This window comes from Caldicellulosiruptor hydrothermalis 108, assembly GCF_000166355.1.
In the GTDB taxonomy this organism is placed as follows: domain Bacteria; phylum Bacillota; class Thermoanaerobacteria; order Caldicellulosiruptorales; family Caldicellulosiruptoraceae; genus Caldicellulosiruptor; species Caldicellulosiruptor hydrothermalis.
Genome location: NC_014652.1, coordinates 1,312,402 through 1,338,728 on the forward strand (window position 1 = coordinate 1,312,402; position 26,327 = coordinate 1,338,728).

21 protein-coding genes are annotated in these 26,327 nt (G+C 36.0%); 19 read left to right on the top strand and 2 right to left on the bottom strand.

Annotated elements, in window-relative coordinates:
- The first annotated feature begins 80 nt into the window (after positions 1-80).
- From CALHY_RS06525 to uvrA, 18 genes are all read left to right on the top strand, one after another.
- Positions 81-1,310: a S1C family serine protease gene (locus tag CALHY_RS06525; RefSeq protein WP_013403178.1), complete on the top strand. Its 1,230-nt coding sequence runs from the start codon at positions 81-83 to the stop codon at positions 1,308-1,310.
- Between the two features lie 218 nt (positions 1,311-1,528).
- Positions 1,529-2,917 carry an NCS2 family permease gene (locus CALHY_RS06530; RefSeq protein WP_041723131.1) on the top strand — a complete coding sequence of 463 codons (1,389 nt, stop codon included), beginning with the start codon at positions 1,529-1,531 and terminating at the stop codon, positions 2,915-2,917.
- Between the two features lie 123 nt (positions 2,918-3,040).
- A complete protein-coding gene (gene purC, locus CALHY_RS06535) occupies positions 3,041-3,763 on the top strand; it encodes a phosphoribosylaminoimidazolesuccinocarboxamide synthase (protein WP_013403180.1) in 723 nt (240 codons plus the stop codon).
- A gap of 33 nt (positions 3,764-3,796) precedes the next feature.
- The gene (purS, locus tag CALHY_RS06540) at positions 3,797-4,045 is read left to right on the top strand and encodes a phosphoribosylformylglycinamidine synthase subunit PurS (protein WP_013403181.1); all 249 of its coding nucleotides are present in this window, start codon (positions 3,797-3,799) and stop codon (positions 4,043-4,045) included.
- A 3-nt stretch (positions 4,046-4,048) separates the two neighbouring features.
- On the top strand, positions 4,049-4,747 hold the full coding sequence (purQ, locus tag CALHY_RS06545) for a phosphoribosylformylglycinamidine synthase subunit PurQ (protein ID WP_013403182.1): 699 nt from the start codon (positions 4,049-4,051) through the stop codon (positions 4,745-4,747).
- 6 nt (positions 4,748-4,753) lie between these two features.
- The gene (purL, locus tag CALHY_RS06550; protein WP_013403183.1) at positions 4,754-6,946 is read left to right on the top strand and encodes a phosphoribosylformylglycinamidine synthase subunit PurL; all 2,193 of its coding nucleotides are present in this window, start codon (positions 4,754-4,756) and stop codon (positions 6,944-6,946) included.
- A complete protein-coding gene (gene purF, locus CALHY_RS06555) occupies positions 6,928-8,352 on the top strand; it encodes an amidophosphoribosyltransferase (protein ID WP_013403184.1) in 1,425 nt (474 codons plus the stop codon). Before purL ends, purF begins: the two co-directional genes overlap by 19 nt.
- Before the next feature lie 3 nt (positions 8,353-8,355).
- Entirely contained in the window at positions 8,356-9,381 is a 1,026-nt protein-coding gene (purM, locus tag CALHY_RS06560; protein WP_013403185.1) for a phosphoribosylformylglycinamidine cyclo-ligase, read from the top strand.
- Complete coding sequence (purN, locus tag CALHY_RS06565; RefSeq protein ID WP_013403186.1) at positions 9,378-10,034, top strand: phosphoribosylglycinamide formyltransferase; 657 nt, start codon at positions 9,378-9,380, stop codon at positions 10,032-10,034. Before purM ends, purN begins: the two co-directional genes overlap by 4 nt.
- Entirely contained in the window at positions 10,031-11,572 is a 1,542-nt protein-coding gene (gene purH / locus CALHY_RS06570) for a bifunctional phosphoribosylaminoimidazolecarboxamide formyltransferase/IMP cyclohydrolase (RefSeq protein ID WP_013403187.1), read from the top strand. The genes purN and purH overlap by 4 nt, the downstream gene beginning before the upstream one ends.
- A 21-nt stretch (positions 11,573-11,593) precedes the next feature.
- Positions 11,594-12,862, top strand: coding sequence for a phosphoribosylamine--glycine ligase (gene purD / locus CALHY_RS06575; RefSeq protein WP_013403188.1), 1,269 nt, complete (start codon positions 11,594-11,596; stop codon positions 12,860-12,862).
- Between the two features lie 79 nt (positions 12,863-12,941).
- Positions 12,942-13,100 (top strand): rubredoxin, encoded by a 159-nt coding sequence (gene rd, locus CALHY_RS06580; RefSeq protein ID WP_013430239.1) that lies wholly within the window; start codon positions 12,942-12,944, stop codon positions 13,098-13,100.
- 36 nt (positions 13,101-13,136) lie between these two features.
- Positions 13,137-14,510 (top strand): hypothetical protein, encoded by a 1,374-nt coding sequence (locus CALHY_RS06585; protein WP_013403190.1) that lies wholly within the window; start codon positions 13,137-13,139, stop codon positions 14,508-14,510.
- Complete coding sequence (polA, locus tag CALHY_RS06590) at positions 14,507-17,059, top strand: DNA polymerase I (protein ID WP_013403191.1); 2,553 nt, start codon at positions 14,507-14,509, stop codon at positions 17,057-17,059. Before CALHY_RS06585 ends, polA begins: the two co-directional genes overlap by 4 nt.
- A complete protein-coding gene (gene coaE / locus CALHY_RS06595) occupies positions 17,046-17,645 on the top strand; it encodes a dephospho-CoA kinase (RefSeq protein ID WP_013403192.1) in 600 nt (199 codons plus the stop codon). The genes polA and coaE overlap by 14 nt, the downstream gene beginning before the upstream one ends.
- The gene (locus CALHY_RS06600) at positions 17,642-18,205 is read left to right on the top strand and encodes a lytic transglycosylase domain-containing protein (RefSeq protein ID WP_013403193.1); all 564 of its coding nucleotides are present in this window, start codon (positions 17,642-17,644) and stop codon (positions 18,203-18,205) included. Before coaE ends, CALHY_RS06600 begins: the two co-directional genes overlap by 4 nt.
- A gap of 80 nt (positions 18,206-18,285) precedes the next feature.
- Positions 18,286-20,271 carry an excinuclease ABC subunit UvrB gene (gene uvrB / locus CALHY_RS06605; RefSeq protein ID WP_013403194.1) on the top strand — a complete coding sequence of 662 codons (1,986 nt, stop codon included), beginning with the start codon at positions 18,286-18,288 and terminating at the stop codon, positions 20,269-20,271.
- Between the two features lie 30 nt (positions 20,272-20,301).
- Positions 20,302-23,130 (top strand): excinuclease ABC subunit UvrA, encoded by a 2,829-nt coding sequence (uvrA, locus tag CALHY_RS06610; RefSeq protein WP_013403195.1) that lies wholly within the window; start codon positions 20,302-20,304, stop codon positions 23,128-23,130.
- Between the two features lie 25 nt (positions 23,131-23,155).
- On the opposite strand, the gene CALHY_RS06615 is transcribed toward uvrA, so the two are convergent.
- Complete coding sequence (locus tag CALHY_RS06615; protein WP_013403196.1) at positions 23,156-24,337, bottom strand: NAD(P)/FAD-dependent oxidoreductase; 1,182 nt, start codon at positions 24,335-24,337, stop codon at positions 23,156-23,158.
- Positions 24,338-24,355: 18 nt separating this feature from the next.
- Entirely contained in the window at positions 24,356-25,558 is a 1,203-nt protein-coding gene (locus CALHY_RS06620) for an FprA family A-type flavoprotein (protein ID WP_013403197.1), read from the bottom strand.
- 148 nt (positions 25,559-25,706) lie between these two features.
- Between CALHY_RS06620 and CALHY_RS06625 the strand changes: the two genes are divergently transcribed.
- Positions 25,707-26,324, top strand: a complete 618-nt coding sequence (locus CALHY_RS06625) for a hypothetical protein (protein ID WP_013403198.1) — start codon at positions 25,707-25,709, stop codon at positions 26,322-26,324.
- Positions 26,325-26,327: the final 3 nt, after the last annotated feature.

Sequence of the window (26,327 nt, forward strand, 5' to 3'; positions counted from 1 at the left end):
TGTTAACAATTCGTTAATAATTTTTTCAAAAACAAGGGGTAGAATTATAAGTGAAAAAACAAAGTGAGAGGTGAACAAAGATGACAGATAAATTTGATTTCGAAACTCCAAACTATCAACCATCTTACAGTCCCATTAATTTTGAGATTCCCAAAACAATAAGAAAGAAAAAGTCAGCAAAAGAGTATATAGTTGCAGGGCTTGTAGGTGGTTTAATTGGTGCCATTTTAATGTCAATATTTTTCATGGCATATTTTGGTGTTAACTTTAATAACTTTAAAAATGATATTAACTCTACGTTGAACAGTTTCAACTTGAATAATTCCACTGCCACAGAACCTATTACAAAAACAGTTGTACTCAATTCTGGTAACAGTTCATTTGTGACAGATGTGGCACAAAAGGTTGGTCCAGCTGTTGTGGGAATTAAAAACAAAGGAACAGCTTATAACTGGTGGACAGATGAAGAACAGGAAATCACAATAGGTGAGGGCTCTGGGGTTATAATTAGTAAAGATGGTTATGTTGTGACAAACAACCACGTAGTATCAGGTGCTAAATCTGTCACGGTGATTTTATCAGGTGAAAAGGAAGTGCCGGCTACAATTGTTGGGACTGATGCTTTGAGTGACATAGCGCTTTTGAAAATTGACCCGAAATATGTAAAGGCTGTTGCTCCACTTGGAGACTCATCAAAAGTAAAAGTTGGGGAGTTTGTGGTTGCAATAGGAAATCCTCTGGGGCAAGAGTTTGCTGGGACAGTTACATTTGGTGTTGTGAGCGCGGTCAATAGAAAGCTTGATATGGGAAATGGTATTCAGATTCCACTGATTCAAACTGATGCTGCGATAAACCCAGGTAACAGTGGAGGAGCACTTGTAAATAGCAGTGGTGAGGTTATTGGCATCAACACAGCAAAGATTTCTCAAACAGGTGTTGAAGGAATGGGTTTTGCTATACCAATAAACTATGTAAAACCGATTATAAACGATTTGATGAAGTATAAAAAAGTTTTAAGACCAACTATAGGTATATCTGTTATGGAGTACTACGACAGATCTGGTAATATTATGGGGATGTATATTTCAAGGGTTTATCCAGGTACAGGTGCAGCAAAAGCTGGTTTAAAAGAAGGAGATATAATTTTGCAGATAGATGGTAAGAAAGTTACTACATTTTCAGATATTCAGTCAATACTTTCAAATCATAAGATTGGTAACGTAATAACCATAAGAGTTCTGCGGGATGGCCAGACCAAGGACTTCAAAGTGACCTTGGGTACTCCTGTTGATACAACTACTAACGACTAAAATTAATTTCGGAAAGATTTGATCAGGTCACATCTTTTAAAAAAGAGGTGTGACCTGTTTTTTTGTATATTATCATTCCGAATATTATTTAAGCGCATTTTAATTTTGTTCACAATTAATTATTGACATAAAGGCTTTTGCTTTGATAATATGTACTTGTAGATACCAAACATTCGGATGTTATATTTAAAAAATGTTCGAAGAAAGGTGGTATATTTGTGTTAGAAAATATTTTTAAGCTCAAAGAAAGAAGAACTGATGTAAAGACAGAGGTAATAGCAGGTTTTACTACATTTATCACAATGGCGTACATAATCTTTGTCAATCCTTCTATTCTTAGCACGACCGGACTTGACAAGCATGCTGTATTTTTTGCAACATGTATTGGTGCAGCAGTTGGAACGCTTATAATGGCACTCTATGCTAATCTTCCATTTGCTCTTGCACCTGGGATGGGCCTTAACGCTTTCTTTACCTACACTGTATGCCTTCAAATGAAATATACTCCACAGCAGGCATTAGCAGCAGTGTTTATATCAGGTATTATATTTGTTATCATCACAGCAGTTGGGCTCAGACAAGCAATAGTTCGTTCTATACCTCAATCTTTAAAACATGCTATGACAGCAGGTATTGGACTTTTTATAGCTTTTATCGGGTTTATAAACAGTGGAATAGTAGTAATAGACTCCGGTTCCAAACTTCCAAAGTTCGGCGATTTTACATCTGCTTTTAAGTCTTTGACAAATGACCCAAATATAAACTCAGCAATAATATCTTCACGTGGTGCGATTGTTGCTCTTATAGGACTTTTAATTATAGGAATTTTGATTGCAAAAAGAGTAAAAGGCGCAATTATTATTGGAATAATTATAGCCACAGTAATAAGCTTTCCTTTGAAAATTGTGGATTTGTCGAAATTTAAATTTTCGCTGGAGGCATTTAAAGTCTCTGCCTTCAACTTTGATTTTGCAGGTCTATTTGCGGCACATGGCCAAGGAGGCGGCATAGGTGCGGTTCTTCTTAGTCTTTTTGCGGTGATATTGACATTTACTCTCATAGATATGTTTGATAGCATCGGGACATTTGTAGGTCTTGCTGATAAGGCTGGGATGCTTGATGAAAAAGGAGATATTCCAAATATGGACAGGGCATTGATGTCTGACGCGATTGCAACAATTGTTGGGGCTATCTTTGGTACTTCTACAGTAACAACTTATATCGAAAGCGCAGCTGGTATAGAAGAAGGTGGAAGAACAGGTCTTACATCCTTGGTCACAGGTATTTTATTTATCCTTGCATTGGTGATTGCGCCGTTTATAGGGCTTGTGCCATCCCAGGCAACTGCTCCAGCGTTGATTGCTGTTGGTGTTATGATGATAAGCTCTATCAAAAAGATTGACTTTAACGATTTTGAAGAAGCTCTTCCAGCATTTTTAACAATTGTAATTATGCCGTTTACTTACAGCATTGCAAATGGTATTTCAGCAGGTATTATATTCTATGTTCTGGTTAAACTTTTAAGAGGAAAAGCAAAAGAGGTTCATCCAATAACATACATTCTTGCTATACTCTTTATTTTGAGATTTATGATTATTGCACACTAAAAGAAAAAGGGGAGCATGCAGATTGCTCCCCTTTAAAAATCCAGGTATTGCATAAATATACATTGCTATCTCTCAAAGAAGGCTTTAGCATTTACACTAATTGATAATTGGGAGGCTTTTAAAATGAGTTATGTTATTACAAAACTTTTGTATGAAGGCAAAGCAAAAAAAGTTTATGAAACTGAGAACCCAGATGTTGTTGTAATTGAGTACAAAGATGATGCAACAGCTTTCGACGGTACAAAAAGAGGTATAATTAATAATAAAGGAGTTGTCAACAACTTAGTGGCAAACCATTTCTTTAAAATATTAGAGACCAACAAAATTCCCACACATTTTATTGAGCAAATTGATGAGAGAAAGACAGCTGTTAAGAAAGTGCAGATAATTCCAGTTGAAGTTATTGTGAGAAATGTAGCTGCAGGTTCACTATGCAAAAGACTTGGACTTGAAGAGGGAGCGATTTTGAAAAGACCTATCTTAGAATTTTGTTACAAGAACGATGCCCTTCACGACCCTCAGGTAAATCAATACCATATCCTGGCTTTGGAACTTGCAACCGAAGGGGAAATTAGGAAGATTGAAGAGTATTCATTTAAAATTAACGACGTGCTCAGAAATTATTTAAAACAAGTTAACATTGACCTCATTGATTTCAAACTTGAATTTGGCAGGTACAAAGGAGAGGTAATCTTGGCTGATGAGATTTCTCCCGACACCTGTAGGTTCTGGGATACTACAACTAAGGAAAAGCTTGATAAGGATAGATTTAGAAGAGACCTTGGAAATGTGGAAGAGGCATATATGGAAATATTAAGAAGACTTGGTCTTGATAAAAATAAGTAAAATCAAAATAATTATTTGAAAGGGGATATAGAAATGCTCAAGGCAGAAATCTTTGTATATTTAAAAAAATCAATTTCAGACCCACCTGGTATTGCTGTGTTGAATTCTTTAAAAAGTCTGGGATTTGACAATGTAGAGAAAGTTAGAATGGGAAAGTATATTGTGGTATATTTGAACGAAAATGATATTGAAAAAGCAAAAGAATTGGTAAAACTTATGTGTGAAAAGCTTTTATGCAACCCTGTTATGGAAGAGTACAAGTTTAACATTTTGGAGGAGTAAGAGATGAAGTTTGGCGTTGTAGTTTTTCCGGGTTCTAACTGTGACAGTGATTGTTTTCATGTAATTAAAGATGTAATAAATGAGGATGTCGAGTATATTTGGCACGACAGTGATGAAAAATTAACGGGGTTTGATTGTATAATCTTGCCTGGAGGATTTTCGTACGGGGATTATTTGAGGGCTGGAGCAATAGCAAGGTTTTCAAAAATAATGCCAAGAATAGAGGAATTTGCCCAAAATGGAGGACTTGTGATAGGTATATGCAATGGGTTTCAGATTTTAACTGAAAGTCATCTTTTGCCAGGCGCGCTGATAAGAAACAAGAATCTTAAGTTTATTTGCAGTGACCAGTATGTAAAGGTAGTGAATACAAACACTCCTTTTACTAATCTCTACAAAGAAGGAGAGGTAATAAACCTGCCTATTGCCCATGGCGAGGGTAACTATGTTGTGGATGAAGAAACATTAAAACAAATAATTCAAAATCAACAGATTGTGCTGCAGTATTGTGATAAATATGGCAACGTCAATGATGAAACAAATCCTAATGGTTCTATTCTAAACATAGCAGGTATATGTAACAAGGAAAAAAATGTTTTTGGACTCATGCCTCATCCTGAAAGAAGCAGCGAGAAAATCCTTGGTTGTGAAGATGGTAAAAGAGTATTTTTAAGCATTGTCAATTATTTGAAGTCGAGGTGAGAGGTTTTGAAAAAACATCTTTATGAAGAAGTGGGACTGACATACAATGAGTATAAAATAATTGTGGAAATTCTGGGGAGAGAACCGAATGAGCTTGAGCTTAATCTTTTTGGGGTTATGTGGTCTGAGCATTGTGGGTATAAAAACTCAAAAGCGTTTTTAAAGAATCTTCCTACAAAAGGTGAGCATATCCTTCAAGGTCCAGGAGAAAATGCAGGGATTGTTGACATTGGTGATGGATATGCAGTGTGTTTTAAAGTAGAGAGTCACAATCACCCATCAGCAGTAGAACCGTACGAAGGTGCAGCAACAGGAGTTGGCGGGATAATACGAGATATATTTACAATGGGAGCAAGACCAATAGCTCTTTTGGATTCACTCAAGTTTGGCAACCTCAATGATAACAGAACAAAATACTTGTTTGAAGGGGTTGTAGCTGGTATTGCAGGATATGGCAACTGTGTAGGTATTCCCACTGTAGGTGGTGAGACCACATTTGACCCTGTTTACAAAAACAATATCTTGGTCAATGTCATGTGTGTAGGTATTATGAAGAAAGATAAAATTTTCAAAGGGGTTGCCCAGGGAGTAGGCAATTCTGTGTTTTATGTTGGACATACCACTGGTAGAGATGGAATGGGTGGAGCAACATTTGCGTCAACAGATCTTACAGCTGAATTAGAGGAGAAAAGGTCTGCTGTGCAGGTTGGAGACCCATTTATGGAAAAGCTCCTTTTAGAAGCGTGTCTAGAACTTTTTCAGACAGATGCAGTTGTTGGTATTCAAGACATGGGTGCAGCAGGGCTTACTTCTTCAACATGTGAGACAGCGGCAAGAGCGGGAACAGGAATCGAGATAGATGTAGCACTCGTTCCAAAAAGAGAAGAAGGTATGAACCCAATTGAGGTTATGCTTTCAGAGTCACAGGAGAGAATGCTTGTCATTGTTAAAAAAGAAAGAGAAGAAGAGGTATATAAAATATTTGAAAAATGGGGACTTCATGCAGTAAAAATAGGAAAAGTTACAGATGATGGTATGCTAAGGGTTCTTGAAAATGGAAAAGTAATTGCAGAGGTTCCTGCAAAGGCACTTGCTCATGCGCCAGCTTATGTCAGAGAGATAAAAGAGCCAGCGATAATAAAAGAGGCTGAAAAATTTGATATATATTCAATTCCGCAACCAAATGATTTAAACGAGGCAATCTGCAAGATGATTTCAAATCCTAACCTTGCAAGCAAAGAGTACATCTATCGCCAGTATGACCATATGGTCAGAACAGATACTGTCATAAGACCAGGTCATGATGCAAGTCTTTTGAGAATAAAAGGAACAAAGAAAGGAATTGCTGTCACAATAGATAGTAACGGCAGATACTGTTATTTAAATCCATATGAAGGAGTTCAACTTGTGTTGGCAGAAAGTTATAGAAATATTGTAGCTGTTGGGGCAAAGCCACTTGCAATCACAGATGGACTTAACTTTGGAAATCCGCACTATCCGGAAATTTACTACCAGTTTGTCAAGACAATTGAAGGAATGAAAGTTGCATGCGAGCATTTTGAAACACCTGTGACTGGTGGAAATGTATCATTCTATAACCAGTCAGAAGAAGGAGCTATTTACCCTACGCCTGTAATTGGAATGGTAGGTAGAATTGATAATATTGAAAAAGCTGTTGATATTTCATTTAAAAATGAAGGTGATTTGATTGCAGTTGTTGGTAGAACCTCAGATGATATTGGAGCAAGCGAATATTTAAGTTTTTATCATGGGATAGTTTCTGGTAGGGTACCAAAACTCGATTTAAAGCTTCACAAAAAAATATGTGATAAGATCTTAGAATGTATCAACAAAGGACTTTTCAGTTCTGTTCATGATATTTCGGATGGAGGTTTTGCAATTGCTCTTATAGAAAGTGCATTAAGAGGTTCAAAGGGTGCTGAGCTGCAAATTAAAACAGAGCTAAGAGAAGATTTTTATCTTTTTAGTGAAACACCAGGAAGGTTTGTTGTTACATTCCAAGAAAATAATTTAAGAAAAATACAGGATATATTAGATGACATTGAGTTTACTGTAGTAGGAAGAGTAACAGATGAGTTTGCGATAAATGGTAAAATAAATGATAAAGATATTCATTTGGACTTAAAAGAGGTGGAGAGAATATATCAGGAGGCAATACCATGTGCTTTAAAGAGTTAGAAGAAAACTTTAAAGACCATTGTGGGATATTTGGCATATATTGCCCGGATGGTAAGCTTGACGTTGCAAAGATTACTTATTTTGGACTTTACGCTCTTCAACACAGAGGCCAGGAAAGCAGCGGTATTGCTGTAAATGACTCGGGGAATATCATTTATCATAAGGACAATGGTCTTGTCAATGAAGTTTTCAACGAGGTTGTGCTAAATCATCTTAAAGGATATTCAGCAATTGGTCATGTAAGGTATTCTACTACAGGCAAAAGTGACAGGGAAAACGCTCAGCCTCTTGTCATAAAATACAGAAAAGGTCATATGGCTCTTGCGCACAATGGCAATCTTGTCAATGCACATATAATAAGAGAGAAACTTGAGCAGGAAGGCGCAATCTTTCAAACAACTATCGATTCTGAAGTTATTGCAAGTTTGATTTCTCGCAACAGGATAAAATCCGAAAATATCGAAGAAGCCATTTTAAAAACTATGGATGAAATAAAAGGGGCATATTCTTTGCTGATTTTAACACCCAACAAACTTATTGCAGTAAGAGACCCTTATGGACTTAGACCTTTGGTAATGGGAAAGATAAGCAACAGTATTTGTTTTGCATCAGAAACATGCGCCCTGGACACTATCGGAGCCGAATATATCCGAGATGTTGAACCAGGAGAGATAATTTCGGTAACTAAAAGTGGTATTAAGAGTGTAAAATACAATAATAGCACTAAACACTTATGTGTATTTGAATTTATCTACTTTGCAAGGGCTGACTCATACTTGGAAGGAATAAGTGTTTATGAAATAAGAAAAAGGCTTGGGAAACAACTTTGCAAAGAGTCTTATGTTGACTGCGACATTGTAATTGGTGTGCCCGACTCTGGAACAACTGCTGCAATTGGCTTTGCGGAAGAGGCCAATATTCCATTTTCAGAAGGTTTTATAAAAAATAGATATATAGGAAGGACATTCATAAAACCAGAACAGACACAAAGAGAAATCGCTGTGAGAATAAAGCTTAATGTCTTAAAAAGCAATGTAGAGGGAAAAAGGGTGGTTTTAATTGATGATTCTATTGTAAGGGGAACAACATCGCGAAAGATTATAAAAATGCTGCGAGATGCAGGGGCAACAGAGGTTCATCTTAGGATAAGCTCTCCACCAGTTGTTTTTCCTTGTTACTACGGTATAGATACACCTGACAGAAAAGAGTTGATTGCAGCAAATTACTCAACTGAGGAGATTGCAAGGATTTTAGGTGCTGACTCATTAGAGTACTTGAGCTTAAACGGACTGAATGAGGTCTTTGATGGGAGAATCCATCAGTTTTGTACAGCATGTTTTAGCGGGGAGTATGTAACCGAGATACCAGAGAATTTTAATAAATATATTCTTGAAGAGGGTGTTTGAAGAATGACCACATATAAGGATGCGGGCGTGAACATTGAAGAAGGTTACAAAGCAGTGAATTTGATTAAAAGCTTGGCGAGAGAAACTTTTGACTCAAATGTTATTACTGACATAGGTAGTTTTGGGAGTATGTATCTTTTGAATATTGGAAGTTCTGAATATATTTTGGTTTCTGGCACAGATGGAGTTGGTACTAAACTGAAGATTGCATTTTACCTTGATAAGCACGACACTGTTGGTATAGACTGTGTTGCAATGTGCGTCAACGATGTTTTATGTCATGGTGCAAAACCACTTTTCTTTTTAGACTATGTTGCATGTGGTAAACTAAACAGTAGCAAGATTGCAAGCATTGTGAAAGGCATTGCAGAAGGTTGCAAAATGGCTGGATGTTCACTTGTAGGCGGAGAGACTGCTGAGATGCCAAGATTTTACAAAGAGGATGAGTACGATTTGGCAGGGTTTGCAGTTGGAATTGTAGAAAAGCAAAAAGCGGTGTATGGCAAAGATGTGAACCAAGAAGATATTATAATTGGCCTTGCTTCAAGCGGTGTTCACAGCAATGGTTATTCACTTGTAAGAAAAGTTTTTGGGATAGATGATAATCCAAAAGTGCTTGGAAAGATATATGAAGAGCTTGGGGTGTCACTTGGGGAAGAGCTATTAAAGCCTACAAGGATATATGTAAAACCTGTTTTGAAAGTGCTTGAAAGGGTAAATGTTAAAGGAATAGCTCATATTACTGGCGGTGGATTTTTTGAAAATATACCTCGTGCTTTTCCGAAAGGTTACTCTGCCATCATCGAAAAAGGTAGTTGGGAAGTTCCTGCTATATTTAGGTTGATTCAGGAACATGGAAAAGTAGAAGAAAGAGAGATGTTTTCAACATTTAACATGGGAATAGGTATGATTCTAATAGTTTCTAAAGAAGGTGTGGATTTGACATTGAAGATTTTAGAACAAGAGAAAGTAAATGCATGGGTAATAGGTGCAATTCAAAAAGGTGAAGACGGAGTTGTTTTAAAATGAAAAAATTAGCTGTATTTGTTTCAGGTTCAGGTTCTAATCTTCAGGCAATCATTGACCAGATTAAAATTGGAGAGATACCAGCTACTATCTCATGTGTCATATCCAACAAAAAAGATGCATATGCACTTGAAAGGGCAAGAAAAAACGGTATTCAAGCAATTTATATATCCAGGAGAGATTTTCCTTCTTCTTTGGAGTATGAAAAATATTTGGTAAAGTTACTTAAATGTCAAAAAATTGATTACGTCATTTTAGCAGGTTTCCTTTATATATTTTCAGAGTATTTTGTGGAAGAGTTCAAGAACAGAATTGTAAACATTCATCCTTCCTTGCTACCAGCATTTGGTGGTAAAGGTATGTATGGCATAAACGTACACAGAAGTGTGTTAGAATATGGAATGAAGGTAACAGGTGCAACAGTCCATTTTGTTGATGCAGTACCTGACGGTGGTCCAATAATCTTGCAAAAAGCTATATATGTAAGGGAAGATGATACTCCAGAGACTCTTCAAAAGAGGGTACTTGAAGAGGTTGAATGGAAGATATATCCTTTAGCTATAAAGCTTCTTTGTGAAGATAAGATAGAAGTCATAGGAAGAAAAGTTATCATAAAGGACAAGGAAATCTTAAAAAAGGTGGGAATTGAGATATGAACAAGAGGGCGATTATAAGTGTTTACAATAAAAACGGGATAGTAGAATTTGCAAAAAAGCTAAGAAAGTTTGGATATGATATTATCTCAACAGGTGGTACCATGAAGTACTTGACCGAAAATGGGATTGAGGTTATAAATATCTCTGATGTGACCCGTTTTCCAGAGATTTTGGATGGCAGAGTAAAAACTCTTCATCCAAATATTCACGCAGGAATTCTTGCAATGAAGGATAACAAAGAACACTTAGAAACTTTAAAGGCATTGGATATTCTGCCAATTGACATGGTTGTGGTTAACCTTTATCCATTTAAAGAGACTATTTTCAAGAAAGATGTTACGCTTGACGACGTTATAGAAAATATAGATATAGGCGGGCCCACCATGATTCGAGCAGCTGCAAAAAACTTCAAATACACAACAGTAATAGTTGACCCTGAAGATTACGATACAGTAGCAATGGAAATAGAAAAAAATGGAGAGGTTTCTTTTGAGACAAGATTTTATCTTGCCACAAAGGTTTTTGAATACACCTCGTATTATGATTCAATGATTTTTAACTATTTCAAACATGTGCGAAAAGACCAGTCGTTTTCGAAGTATTTTACAGTCCCACTTGAACTTTTGCAGAACTTAAGATATGGTGAAAATCCTCACCAGAAGGCATGTTTTTATAAGATATCGTTACCCTTCATCAAAACTTCAAATGTTGTGAATTGTACGCAGCTTCATGGTAAAGAACTTTCATACAACAACATCCTTGACAGTGACAGTGCTATAGAGCTTTTGAAGGAGTTTGATGAACCTACATGCGTTGCTATAAAGCACAATAACCCATGTGCAGTAGCATCGGCAGAGAATATCTATGAGGCTTATAAAAAGGTATATGAAAGTGATCCAGTGTCAATATTTGGCGGCATTGTTGCTTTCAATAGAAAGGTTGACAAGGGTACAGCAGAGCAGCTCAAAAAGATATTTCTTGAAATTGTGATTGCTCCGGAATTTGACGAGGATGCTCTTTCTATCCTGTGTTCCAAAAAAGATTTGAGAGTTTTAAAATTAGCATCCTTAGAAAAAACCAATACTTTCTATGATATAAAATCTGTGAATGGTGGCGTTTTAGTACAAGAAAAGGATAAAATGCTTTTCAAAGACGGATTTCAGGTTGTCACAGAAAGAGAGCCGTCAGAAAAGGAACTGGAAGATTTAATCTTTGCCTGGAAGGTTGTAAAACATGTAAAATCGAATGCTATAGTTGTAGCAAAGGATAAAATGACCCTGGGCATTGGAATGGGTCAGACAAATAGAATATGGGCTGTTGAACATGCAATTTCAAGGTCGCGATTTGATTTAAAGGGAGCAGTGCTTGCATCCGACGCATTTTTCCCATTTTCAGATAGTGTTGAAACTGCGGGCAAAGCAGGAATTAGTGCTATTATCCAGCCAGGTGGTTCTATCCGCGACAAGGATTCTATTGAGATGGCAAATAAGTTCAATATAGCTATGGTGTTCACAGGAATGAGACATTTTAGGCATTAAGAAAGAGGTGGTATTTTAACCATGAGAGTACTAATTGTAGGAAATGGTGGACGTGAACATGCTATTGCATGGAAGATATACAATGAAGGTTACAAAGATTTGTTCTGCATTCCAGGAAATGCAGGAATAAGCGAAATAGCTGAGTGTGCTGATATTAAAGTGAATGAGTTTGACAAGATAAAGGACTTTTGTTTAGAGAAAGGAATAGATTTTGTGGTTGTTGGTCCTGACAATCCACTGGCTGACGGGATTGTTGACTATCTTGAATCTTTTGGTATAAAGACATTTGGACCTACAAAAGATGCTGCAATGATAGAAAGCAGTAAAGCTTTTGCGAAAGATTTGATGAAGAAATATGGAATTAAAACTGCAAGATATGAGGTGTTCACTAACTATGAAGATGCATACAAGTTTGTAAATCAAACATATAAGTATCCAATTGTTATAAAAGCAGATGGGCTTGCTCTTGGCAAGGGTGTGATTATTGCAAATAACCAGCAAGAGGCAGTTGATGCCTTGAATCTTATTATGAAAGAAAAGGTTTTTGGAGCTGCAGGCAACAAAGTGGTTATTGAAGATTACCTTGTTGGTGAAGAAGTTTCAGTGTTTGTTGTTTCTGATGGTAGGGATATTGTTCCTCTTACAACAGCAAGAGACCACAAAAAGGCATTTGATGGTGACAATGGACCAAATACAGGTGGAATGGGTGCTTTTTCGCCGTCTAAACTTGTCAACAAAGATATTTTTGAAGATATGTTAGAAAACATAATGCTCAGAGCAGTGTATGGCATGCGAAAGGAAGGACGACCTTTCAAAGGAGTACTATATGGAGGACTTATCCTGACAGAAGAGGGGCCAAAGGTTTTAGAATTTAATGCACGTTTTGGAGACCCAGAAGCCCAGGCAATTTTACCGCTTATGAAAAGTGAACTTATGGAAATAATGGTAAAGGCGAGAGAAGGAAATTTAAAGGGTGTTGAGGCAAGGTTTGAGCAAGAGTATTCTCTGTGTGTTGTGCTTGCCTCAAAAGGTTATCCTGACAAATATGATACTGGCTTTGAAATAAGCGGATTAGAAAATCTGGATGAAAGGACCATAGTATTTCACGCAAATACAAAGAAAAAAAACGGTAAGATAAAAACTGCTGGTGGAAGGGTACTGAATGTGGTAAGAAAAGAAAAGACTCTAAAAGAAGCGAAAGATAAGGTATATGAAGAGATTAAGAAGATTTGGTTTGAAAATATGTTCTACAGAAATGATATAGGAGATAAAGAGATTGAGATTGAATAAAATTTGTGTTTTAAGAAGAGAAAAATGAGGTATAAATTATTTGACAGTTTAAATTCTAAGAAAGGAGAGAATGTTTAAAGTGGAAATTTGGGTATGCAGTATATGCGGATACGAGTACAATCCTGAAAATGGAGACCCAGAAAACGGTATTGCGCCAGGAACAAAGTTTGAAGATTTGCCAGACGATTGGGTTTGCCCTATTTGCGGTGTTGGCAAGGACATGTTTGAGAAAAAATAAGTTCGAGAAGTAAAGCGGGAGTACCCTAAGTCATCTTTGGTAGTTTATTGGGATGGCTTAGGGTATTTTTATGGTATAATAATTTTTATAGGAATGCCAAAGAGGTATAAGAAAAGAATGATAGCAAACATTCCTTCATATATTTTTTTAAACGATGTATTTACACAAGCCGGTCGAGGTTTGAAAAAGGTTTCGTATGAAATCGTAAATGAAAAGGATGGTTTTACTGCAAAGCTTTCTTTTACTGACAGCTGTGAAGTTAATAACATAGGAGTGGCTTTTGACCTTCAAGAAGCAGAAATTTTTTTTATGCCAAGGCTTCAAAGAGGAAAGAAAGGACTTGTGTGTAACAACTCGAATACACAAATTATCCTTTTGAGAACTAAAGATTCGTTTTTTCTATTAAAAGTTTGTGGTATTTTACAACTGGATGAAATATATTTGAGATTTGCCACGAAGATAAAAGAAAACTTATTGTGTATAGGGTTTTTCCATTCGTTCTGGATAGATGAAACACAGAATAGTTTTTGTTTTCAAAATTTACTACCGATGTCGAGGATAAAAAAAGGCTCAAATATAAAAATAGAAGTCAAGGTACAGAAAGGAAGTTCAATTTATGATTGCGTTGAAAACTTTAATCCAAAATTGAAATCTTTTGAAGCAGGACTTAATTTAGAACCGGCAAACAATCCAAAGTACGTTGGTATAGTAGATATAATGAAGTATTCAAAAATAGACATTGCGAGAAGGTACCGATTATCACTTGGCGTTCCAGCAAAGATGTTAAAACTTTACTTTTTATATCTACCCAGAAAACTTATAAATTTCAAGCTTTCCTATACATCCTCGTTACAATCTTCCAGTTTTTATTATATAAAAATTTTAAGCGAGCTTAGAAAAAGTGAAATTTTAAGTCTTAAAGAAAACATAGAACTATTATCCACAAAAGAAAATATTTATTTTAATTTTTACAATAAAAATCTTATGTTAACCTCAATAAAAACTTATTATCATCTGCCTTATATTTTACTTCTTTATACTAAGCTTTGTTCTTTGACAGGAAAAGAAATAAAAACTTCTATTGAGAGACTCATCGGTGAGATAGAATGGCATGTTATAAGAAACTATAAATTTTTCACAGATGAGACTTTGATGAATATAGAAGAGTTTGATAGAAAATTTGAGAATGGAATGTATCCAAATGAAACCCTAACAATATATATTTGTTATGAGCTGTACAGGTTTCTCTTCAACTACTATGAAGATTTAAGTTACTATAAAACAAGCAATGACTTAAAGGCTTTATTGTTTCTATACTATGATTTTGAGTATGAATACTTTTATAAAAACAACTATTCATTCAAAAAAGAAGAACTTTTAAGAATTAATGAAAGGGAAGATAGAAGATGAAGCTGGTTATATTTGATGGGAACAGCATTTTATATAGGGCTTTCTTTGCTCTTCCTGAACTGACAACCTCAAGCAATATTCCAACAAACGCTATATATGGGTTTATAAATGTGATATTAAAATATTTAGAACAAGAAAAACCTGATTATATTGCTGTAGCATTTGACAAGAGAGGAAGAGAGGCTCGAAAAAGCGAATACCAAGAATACAAAGCTAACAGAAAACCTATGCCAGATAACCTTCAAGTGCAAATTCCTTATGTTCGAGAAATTCTTTATGCCCTCAACATTCCAATTGTTGAGTTTGAAGGTTATGAAGCAGATGATGTAATCGGCTCACTTGTTAACAAGTTCAAAAATACTGGTTTGGATATTGTTATTATTACAGGTGATAGGGATACTCTTCAATTACTTGACAAAAACGTGGTTGTAAAAATTGTCTCGACGAAGTTTGACAGAACAATGGAAGATTTGTACACCATCGAGAATATAAAAGAAAAATATGGAGTTTGGGCAAATCAAGTTCCTGATTATAAAGCGCTTGTTGGAGATCAATCAGATAACATTCCCGGAGTGAAGGGAATTGGCGAAAAGAGTGCTCAAAAACTCTTGGAAGAGTACTCGTCTTTAGAAGAAATATACCAAAATTTAGATAAAATTAAAGGTTCTATCAGAGAAAAATTAGAAGCTGGAAAAGACATGGCGTTTTTATCCAAGCGTTTAGCAACAATTGTATGTGACTTACCACTAAATGTTAATCTTGAGGACTTAAGAACAAAAGAGTGGAACAAGGAAAGGTTATATGAGATTTTGGTCCAATTAGAGTTCAAAAGTATAATAAAACGATTAGGCCTATCAGAGAATATACAATTTGAATTTGTTCAGCAACGAACTGATATTCCTGACGTAGAACAAAGAGAGCTTGAAAGTATCTCACGAATAAGATCAAAAGAGATTCCATTAATGTTTGTACAGGACGAAAAGTGTTTTTATTTGTATGACCAAGAAAGTAATACTGTATTTGTGACAAGGGATAGACATTTGGTAGAGGAGATTTTAAAAAGTGACACTGTGAAAATTGTATATGATTTAAAAAATATATTTCATCAACTCAACTTGGAAGACACAGATAATATTAAAAATTGCGAGGATGTAATGATTGCTTCTTATGTTCTTGACAGCACAAGAAGTTCATATGAGTTAGAAACGTTGTTTGTATCCTACTTGAACACTGATATAGAAGCTGTAAAAAAAGATAAAAAGATGGTATCTGTAGTACTTCTAAAACGGTTATGGGATGATCTTTTAAGATTAATAGATTTAAATTCGTGCCAGTTTCTGTATGAGAATATAGAAAGACCTCTTATCCCAGTTCTATATGAGATGGAAAAAACGGGGTTTAAGGTGGATAGAGATGCCCTCCTTCAGTATACCAAGGAGATTGAAAACAAAATATTAAAACTTGAAACGCAGATATACCAGATTGCGGGTGAGTGGTTTAATATAAACTCGCCCAAACAGCTTTCTTACATTTTATTTGAAAAGTTAAAACTTCCTGTGATCAAGAAGACAAAAACAGGATATTCCACTGATGCCGAGGTTTTAGAAGAGCTTTTTGACAAACATGAAATAGTTCCTCTTATTTTGGACTACAGGATGTATACCAAGATACTAACAACCTACTGTCAGGGATTACTTCAGGCAATAAATCCTTCTTCGGGCAGAGTTCATACAACCTTTATCCAAACAGGTACAGCAACAGGAAGACTGGCAAGCAGTGATCCTAATTTACAAAATATACCTGTAAAATATGATGAGGGGAAATTGATAAGAAAGGTTTTTGTACCTGAAGAAGGACATGTACTGATTGATGCAGATTATTCTCAAATTGAGCTGAGAATACTTGCCCATATTTCTGAAGATGAAAGACTTATAAATGCTTTCAAAAATAATATTGACATCCATTCGCAGACAGCAGCTGAGGTTTTTGGTGTAGACATAGCCGATGTTACTCCAGAGATGAGAAGTCAAGCTAAAGCAGTGAATTTTGGTATAGTTTATGGAATTTCTGATTATGGCCTTGCAAGGGACATTAAGATTTCCCGAAAAGAAGCTGCAGAGTTTATAAACAAGTATTTTGAACGTTATCCTAAGGTTAAAGAGTATTTAGATAATATTGTCAGGTTTGCTCGTGAAAACGGATATGTTTTAACCTTATTTAACAGAAAGAGATATGTAAAGGACATAAAATCTGCAAACAGAAATGCAAGAAGCTATGCCGAAAGGATTGCAATGAATTCGCCGATTCAGGGCAGCGCTGCTGATATCATGAAATTGGCAATGATTAAGGTATATCAAAAGCTCAAGGAAAATAATCTTAAATCAAAAATAATTTTGCAGGTACACGATGAGCTTTTGATTGAAGCCCCATACGAAGAAAAGGATATAGTAAAAAGAATAGTAAAAAGAGAGATGGAAAATGCAGTAGCTCTAAAAGTGCCTCTGGTGGTTGAGGTAAAAGAAGGACTGAACTGGTATGAGACAAAATAGAGTTTTAGGAATTACAGGAAAGATGGGTTCAGGTAAGAGTACCATCAGTAGCATATTAGCGCAGAGTTACGGTTTTAAAGTAATTGATGTTGACAAGGAGTATCATACCCTTTTAGAAGAGAACGAAGAACTCAAGAAAAAGTTGACTGATGTTTTTGGGGAAGAAATATTGGTATCAGGGAGAATAGACCGAAACAGGTTGAGAGCTTTAGTTACTGCTGACAAATCCCGTTTTGATGTTTTAAATAAAATAACTCATGAATTTATTTTTGAAAGGGTAAGCTACTTGGTTTTAGAGGTCTTTAAAGAATACCCTACTGTCATAGATGCTGCGCTTTTATTTGAGATAGGACTCAACAAACTCTGTTCGGTTGTGTGGTTTGTGGAGGCAGAAGAAAATGTATTGGTTGAGAGAATAATAAAAAGAAATGGATGGAGTGAAAAAGAGATAAAATCTTTTTTAGAAAGGCAAAAAGTATTAGAGAGCCATAAGAAGCTTGCTAACAGGGTTATAATGAATAATTTTGACATTGAAGAGTTAAAAAGTGTAATAAAAAAATATCTCAAAGAGGATGGGTTGATTTGAAGAAGAAGGTTATAATAATAGTCTTGCTACTTGTTTTTCTTTTATTCTTTGAAAGATTTTATTTTTTTGTTCTAAAGCAAATATATCCTCTGAAATTTTCTGAAAGTATAAGTAGATATAGCAGTGAAATAGGGGTAGATCCATATTTGATATGTGCAATAATAAAATCTGAAAGTAACTTTAACCAGTATGCAGTTTCAAGAAAAGGCGCTGTTGGACTTATGCAGCTTTCACCTTCAACTGCAAAGTGGGTTGCTCAAAAGCTTAAAACGGAATATGTAGAAGATAGCCTCTATAATCCTGATTACAATATAAGGCTTGGTTCGTGGTATATAAAATATCTTATAGACTACTACTCTGGTGATACAAAGCTTGCAGTTGCAGCTTACAATGCTGGTATGACAAATGTAAATAAATGGCTTTCGATTAGAAAAAGAAACACCATTGAAATAACAGAAATTCCTTTTAAAGAGACAAACCATTTTGTAAAAAGAGTTTTTAAGAGTTACGAGATGTACAAAAAACTTTATCCAAAAGCATTTAAAAATACAGATTATTGAGGAAACCGCGGCACAGATTTTCCAAACATACGTTTGAAATTTGAGGATGAATGAGATAAAATAAAATTTGGTGATTTGATATGAAAAAATTTAAGCTTGTTTCAGACTTTAAACCAACTGGCGACCAGCCAAAAGCAATTGAGATGTTAACAGAAGGAATTTTAAAAGGTGAAAAATTTCAGACCCTTTTAGGTGTTACCGGGTCGGGCAAGACATTTACAATGGCAAAGGTCATAGAGAATGTTCAAAGACCTACACTTGTCTTGGCACATAACAAAACTTTAGCAGCACAGCTTTGTAGTGAGTTTAGAGAATTTTTCCCAGAAAATGCAGTGGAATTCTTTGTGAGTTATTATGACTATTATCAGCCTGAAGCTTATATCCCGGAGACTGACACATATATTGAAAAAGATTCGTCTATAAATGAAGAGATTGACAAGCTGAGACATTCAGCTACATCTGCCTTATTTGAAAGAAGAGATGTTATAATTGTTGCAAGTGTATCCTGTATTTACAGTTTGGGTAGTCCTGAAGATTATTTAAATCTTACTATTTCTTTGCGCCCTGGCATGACAAAAGACAGAGATGAGGTCATAAGAGAACTTATAAGAATGCAGTATGAAAGAAATGATGTTGACTTTCGAAGAGGCAGATTTAGAGTAAGAGGGGACGTACTTGAAGTTTTCCCTGCTTCTAATACGGACAGGGCGATAAGAATAGAATTTTTCGGAGATGAAATAGAGAGGATTACAGAATTTGATGTTGTGACAGGTGAGGTAATTGGGCGAAGGAACCATGTTGCAATATTTCCAGCATCTCACTATGTAACAACAGCAGAGAAGTTGAAAAGAGCGATAAAAAGTATAGAAGAAGAACTTGAACAAAGGCTAAAAGAGCTAAGAAGTATGGGGAAGCTTGTTGAAGCTCAGAGGCTTGAACAGAGAACGCGCTATGACATAGAGATGCTTCAGGAAATGGGTTTTTGTAAAGGGATAGAGAACTACTCAAGGCACTTAACTGGCAGGCCACCAGGAAGTCCACCGTATACCCTACTTGATTATTTTCCGAAGGATTTCATAATGTTCATTGACGAGTCACATGTTACTATACCTCAAGTAAGAGCTATGTACAATGGTGACAAAGCAAGAAAAGATGCTCTTGTTGAATATGGTTTTAGACTTCCATCAGCATACGACAACAGACCATTGACATTCGAAGAATTCGAAGAGAAGCTAAATCAAGTGATTTTTGTAAGTGCAACACCCGGGCCGTATGAACTCAAAAAATCTTCACGCATTGTTGAACAAATTATAAGACCGACAGGACTTGTTGACCCTGAAATTGAGGTTCATCCTGTACAAGGTCAGATTGACCATCTGATTGGCGAGATACGAAAGCGAGTGGAAAAGAACCAGAGAGTTCTTGTTACTACCCTTACCAAAAAGATGGCTGAAAGCCTTACTGACTATTTAAAAGATGTGGGAATCAGGGTCCGATATATGCATTCAGACATAGACACAATTGAGCGTATGCAGATTATCAGAGATTTACGGCTTGGCAAGTTTGATGTGCTGGTAGGGATAAATCTGCTCAGAGAAGGACTTGACCTTCCCGAGGTGTCACTTGTTGCAATTTTGGATGCAGACAAAGAAGGTTTTTTGAGGTCAGAGACTTCGCTTATCCAGACAATTGGACGTGCTGCAAGAAATGTTTATGGAAAGGTTATAATGTATGCAGATAGAATCACAAACGCTATGCAAAGAGCCATTGATGAGACAAACCGACGTAGGAAAATCCAGATAGAATACAATCAGAAACATGGCATTGTACCTCAAACTGTAAGAAAAGGTATAAGACAGATAATTGAAGCGACAGTGTCTGTGGCTGAAGAGGAAGAGAAATATGAAGTTGTGGAGAAAGACATTGTAGAAAATATGACAAAGGAAGAGATAGAAGAATATATCAAGGAACTTGAACAGGAGATGAAAAAGCATGCTATTGAACTTGAATTTGAGAAGGCTGCAAAAATAAGGGACAAAATATTTGAACTCAAAAAACTTCTTTAATGGCTTTATCGCTTGGAGGAGAAAAGGAAGATGTCAAAAGAGTATATAGTTATAAAAGGTGCGAAGGAACACAATCTCAAAAATATTGATTTGGTACTTCCACGAGACAAACTCATAGTTTTTACTGGTCTTTCTGGTTCTGGCAAGTCATCTTTGGCGTTTGACACAATCTACGCCGAGGGACAGAGAAGATATATAGAATCTCTCTCTTCTTATGCAAGGCAGTTTTTAGGAATGATGGAAAAACCAGATGTAGAATACATTGAAGGACTTTCTCCGGCTATTTCAATTGACCAAAAGACAACTTCTAAAAATCCGCGTTCAACTGTGGGGACAATTACTGAGATTTACGACTATTTGAGACTTTTGTTTGCAAGAGTTGGAAAACCTCATTGCTATATATGTGGAAAACCTATTTCACAGCAAACAGTTGACCAGATGGTAGACGAGGTATTGAAACTTAAAGAGGGTACAAAGATTCAAATACTTGCGCCGGTTGTAAGAGGAAGAAAAGGTGAGTACCAGAAGCTATTTGAGGAGCTGAGAAGAAGTGGGTTTGCAAGAGTTAGAGTAGATAGTATTGTGTATGAGCTTGAAGAAGAGATAAAACTTGATAAGAACAAAAAACATAGTATTGACGTCATTGTAGATAGGCTCATAGTAAAAGAGGGGATAGAATCAAGGCTTGCGGGTTCAATAGAAACAGCGCTCCAGCTCGCAGGGGGGATTGTAACTGTATCTATTGTTGATGGAGATGAGATTGTGTTTTCACAAAACTTTGCATGTGTAGACTGTGGAGTTTCGTATGAAGAAATAACTCCACGTCTTTTTTCTTTCAACACACCATATGGTGCATGCCCAACGTGCATGGGCCTTGGTTATTTGCAAAAGGTTGATCCTGACCTATTAATTTCAGATAAATCTATTCCCATAGGTCAGGTTGCAATAAATGGGTGGAACTTTACTGAGACAAATTCATATGCAAGAATGATTTTGGAATCACTTGCAAAAGAGTATAATTTCAGTCTAAATACTCCTGTTGAAAAACTGGACAAGAAAATTTTGGATATCTTTTTATATGGAACAGGTGACGAGAAGATAAAAATTTATACTCCACGTGGTATATACTTTGCAAAGTATGAGGGGCTTATAAATAATCTTGAAAGAAGATATAAAGAGACCCAGTCAGAATATGTCAAGCAAGAGATTGAAGAGTATATGAGTACATTTACATGCCCTGACTGTCAGGGTAAAAGACTTAAAAAAGAGGCTTTGGCGGTTTTGATAGAGGGTAAGTCTATAGCAGATGTTGCTGACATGACAGTATTGCAAGCAAAAGAATTTCTTCAGAGCCTGAACCTTCAGGGTAAGGATAAAGTAATTGCCCAGCCAGTAATAAAAGAGATTGTGGCAAGACTGGACTTTTTAATAGATGTGGGACTTGACTATTTAACTCTTTCGCGGTCAGCGGGCACACTTTCTGGGGGTGAAGCACAGAGAATAAGGCTTGCTACCCAGATAGGGTCTGGACTTGTTGGAGTTTTGTATATTCTTGATGAGCCGAGTATAGGGTTGCATCAGCGTGACAATCACAGACTAATAAAAACTCTCAAAAAACTAAGAGACCTTGGCAACACATTGATTGTTGTGGAACATGATGAGGACACAATAAGGTCGGCAGACTTCATTGTGGACATTGGACCAGGAGCAGGCGAGCACGGTGGAAAAGTGGTTGCTGCAGGGACACTGGATGATATAATTTCATGTGAAGAATCTATAACAGGACAGTATCTTTCTGGAAAGAAAAAGATTGAGATACCTGAGAGAAGAAGAGAACCTGATGGTAGATGGCTTACCATAAAAGGCGCAAGCGAGAATAACCTCAAAAATATTGATGTGAGTTTTCCTGTAGGACTTTTTACTTGTGTAACCGGCGTTTCGGGCTCTGGTAAAAGCACTCTTGTGAACGAGATACTTTACAAGGCAGCGAGCGCAATTTTGAACAAGTCCAAAGAAAAACCAGGTAAATTTCAAGAGATAATAGGCCTTGAACATTTTGACAAGGTTATAAATATAGACCAATCACCTATAGGAAGAACTCCACGGTCAAACCCTGCAACTTACACAGGTGTTTTTGATTATATAAGGGAAGTTTTTGCCCAAACGCCCGAGGCAAAGCTCAGAGGTTATAAGGCAGGAAGATTTAGCTTCAACTTGAAAGGTGGGAGATGTGAAGCTTGTTCGGGAGATGGTATTATAAAGATAGAAATGCATTTTTTACCTGATGTATACGTACCGTGCGATGTGTGCAAAGGGAAAAGGTATAACAGAGAGACGTTAGAGGTAAAGTACAAGGATAAGACCATTGCTGATGTGCTTGAAATGACAGTGGAAGAGGCGTTGGAATTTTTCAAGAACATTCCGAGGATAAAATCCAAGCTTCAAACACTTTATGATGTAGGGCTTGGTTATATAAAACTGGGTCAGCCTTCCACCACTCTGTCTGGTGGAGAAGCGCAGAGAGTAAAACTCGCAACAGAACTTTCTAAAAAAGCAACTGGAAGAACCCTGTATATCTTGGACGAGCCTACAACTGGTCTTCATATGGATGACGTCAACAAGTTAATTGGTGTTCTTCAACGCCTTGTGGATATGGGCAACACGGTAATTGTAATTGAACATAATCTTGATGTTATTAAAGTAGCAGATTATATAATTGATTTGGGACCGGAGGGCGGAGATAAAGGCGGCGAGGTAGTTGTGTGCGGCAGTCCCGAGGAAGTGGCTATGTGCGAAAGGTCATATACAGGAATGTTTTTAAAAGAAATCCTGAAAGATAGGATTTATGCTAAAAAATAAGCGGAGCGTTTGCCAGCTCCGCTTTTTATTTCAAAAGGTTTTCTAGCAATTTTATGTTAACATGACTATTTAAAAACTTAGAAAGCTGCAAATGTGTTTTGGTGTCATTTAAGAGAAGGTAGGCGGTTAACTTGTTGTTTTTTACCACAAATTTTTTATAAATCATTCTACTCTTATCTAAAAATTCGAGTATATTTGCGTTTTGCAGATTTTGCATATCACCTGCTGAAACAATCTCGAGTCCAAAGGCTTTTAAGAAATATGGTAGTGGATTATTTTGATAAAAAGCTGCAAATCCTAAAATATTCCTTGCAACTATTTTTGCACTCTCTAAAGCAAACGTCCATGTTCCAGGATTTTGACCATCAATATATGCAACATCACCACAAGCATACACATTGGTAAGCTTAGTCTGCATCTTGTAATTAACATCTATACCTCTTTTGCTATTTAGTATATCTTCCTGCGAATTTATAAACTCAGTATTTGGTACAACTCCAGCCGAAAAAATGAGTATATCACATTCAATAGCCTGACCACTTGAAAGTGTTATTTTTAATCCATTTTGATGAGGTTCAATATTTTCAATTTTATTGTCCAAAATTATCTTAATTCCTTTTTTTACAATATGTTCTTCCAGTAGAAAAGAGGCAACTTCATCCAACTGTTTTGACAATATTCTTTTGCTCAGCTCAACTATTGTTATCTCCTTACCTTCAAGTGCAGATGCAAGTTCTAATCCCAAAAGTCCAGCACCAACAATTACAACTCTGCCAGCCTGTGACAGTCTTTTTTTAAGCGCAAGCAAATCTTCATAGCTTCTAAATGTGAAGACAAAGTTTTGCAACTTTTCATTTCGCATCTGCTCAGGAAGGTAGGGTTTTGAGCCTGAAGCAATAACAAGATAGTCCCATTCTATCTTTTGGCTCCTTGAAACTACAATTTTTTCCTCAAAATTACATTCCTCAACCTTACTATTCAACATCAATTTTATATTGTTCACTTGGTACCACTCTGAAGATTTCAAGAAGAACTTTTCATCTATAGGATTTTGAAGATAATATCCAAGTCTTAACCTATAATAAGGCAAAACCTTTTCTTCACTTAAGATACAGACTGAAATATTCTTGTTCTCTTTTCTTATCTGTTCTGCAATGGTTACACCCGCAGGTCCCCCACCAATTATAACAATGTCATACTTTTCCATTGTATATGCACCAGCTTTTTATTCTTTTATCTTTTCAGCAAATAGTATACCAAATTCAAAAGATTTTTTTAACTCCTCTTCGTTTGGCTTAAAATTCACCTTTAACCCGGGCTGGACAACTTTTAATCTTAGCTGCTTAAGACGGCTTTCAATATTTGGCACAGCTTCACCACTCCATCCGTATGAACCAAATGCAGCTGCTACCTTTCCGCCGTGCACAATAGGATTTAATCTTGTGAGTATGTCATAAATAGGTGGCAGGGCATCAGAATTTATGGTTGGTGAACCAAACAACACACCGTTTGCAAAATAGATTTTCTCTACAATCTCTTCAGGCTTGTGTTCAATTGCGTTGTATACAAAAACATCTACACCACTTTGCTCAATACCTTCTGCAATCTTTTTTGCAAGCATTTCTGTGTATCCATACGCCGATACATATACTATCACAACATAAGGTTTAGACGGCTTTTCTAAAAGTTTTTCAGACCATGATTTATATAACGAAATCAATTCCTCTTTATAATTTGTTAATATAGGACCATGCCCTGGAGCAATTATATCAATTTCTAAATCTTTTATCTTATCTATTGCTTGCAGAACATAACTTTTAAACGGTGACATAATAACTTCGTAATAGTACTTATAAGCATCCATAAAACCTTCTTTTTGGTTTTGCATAACCCAGTTTATATCAAGGTTTTCAGTACTAAAATGGCAGCCAAATGAGTCACAGGTAAAAAGAATTTTGTCTTCGACCAAATACGTATAAATGGAATCAGGCCAGTGCAAAAAAGGAGCAGAGATAAATTTTAAAGTTTTATTTCCAAGCGAAATCTGGTCGTTGTGATTTACAACTTGAAATTGAAAGTCCTTATTTGTGATCTTTTTCAAAAATTTTATTGCTGTACTACTGCCAAAGACCTTTATATTAGGATTTAGCTCTAAAAGTTTCTCAATTGACCCTGAATGATCTGGTTCTGTGTGGTTTATTATCAAGTAGTCTATTTTTTCTGGTGAGATAACCTCTTTTATGTTACTTAAAAATTGGTCAAAAAACTTATATTTCACGTTTTCGATTAAAGCTATTTTTTCACTGTCAACTATCAAATAAGAATTATAGGTAGTCCCATATTTAGTATACATCACAATATCAAATATTCTCAGGTTTGGATCTTGTACACCAACTGAATATATTCCATCTTTTAGTTTTGTGTGCATTATTTTTCCCTCCACTTCTGAAGATGAATTTTAGTATTCAAAGATATTTATACCCTAATATTTTTTCGGTAAACAAGTAGTGATAGAAAATGCACTTGAATAATATATTTTAGTAGAAACATTATTTGGCAAGGGAGATAATGAAGATATGCTTAGCAGGGTTTCAAACAGGTTTTTAGCTGTTACAATTTTAGCTATATTTGTTATTGCCTTGGTAGGAATAATTTCCAACAAAAGCTTGGAAAGTTCAAAATTAACCTCTACAGAAGTCAAAAAAAATTCTTCTGTGCCAGCATCTGAGCAGGTCTCTAAAACTGAGGGTTTGAAAGGTTATTTGCAGGTTATGGTTGTTGACAGCAAAACTGGTCTTCCTGTTGAAGGTGCAAATGTAGTGTTTTCAAATCTGGACCAGCTATACACCACAGGCAAAGATGGAAAAACTCAGATTATTCCCATGCAGATTAAAGCCTCAGAGTCTTCAAAGATTCTATCGCAGCCATATGAAGAAGTGGTAATTGGAGTATTCAAACAGGGATATGCTGATTACATTTTGATGGGTTCAAAGGTTCGTCCTACCACTCAAGACAAACCACAGCTAAAAATAATTAGGATAGTAAAGGCATCAACTCCTACCACAACGCCTGTTTTTGCAATGGAAAAGTATTCTGCTGATGTTGCGAAAGAAGTGATGAGTAAGATGAAAGAAAAACTCAACTCGCTTGCGAACACCTCACAAGAGGTTGAAGAAATAGAGATTACAGAATAAAGT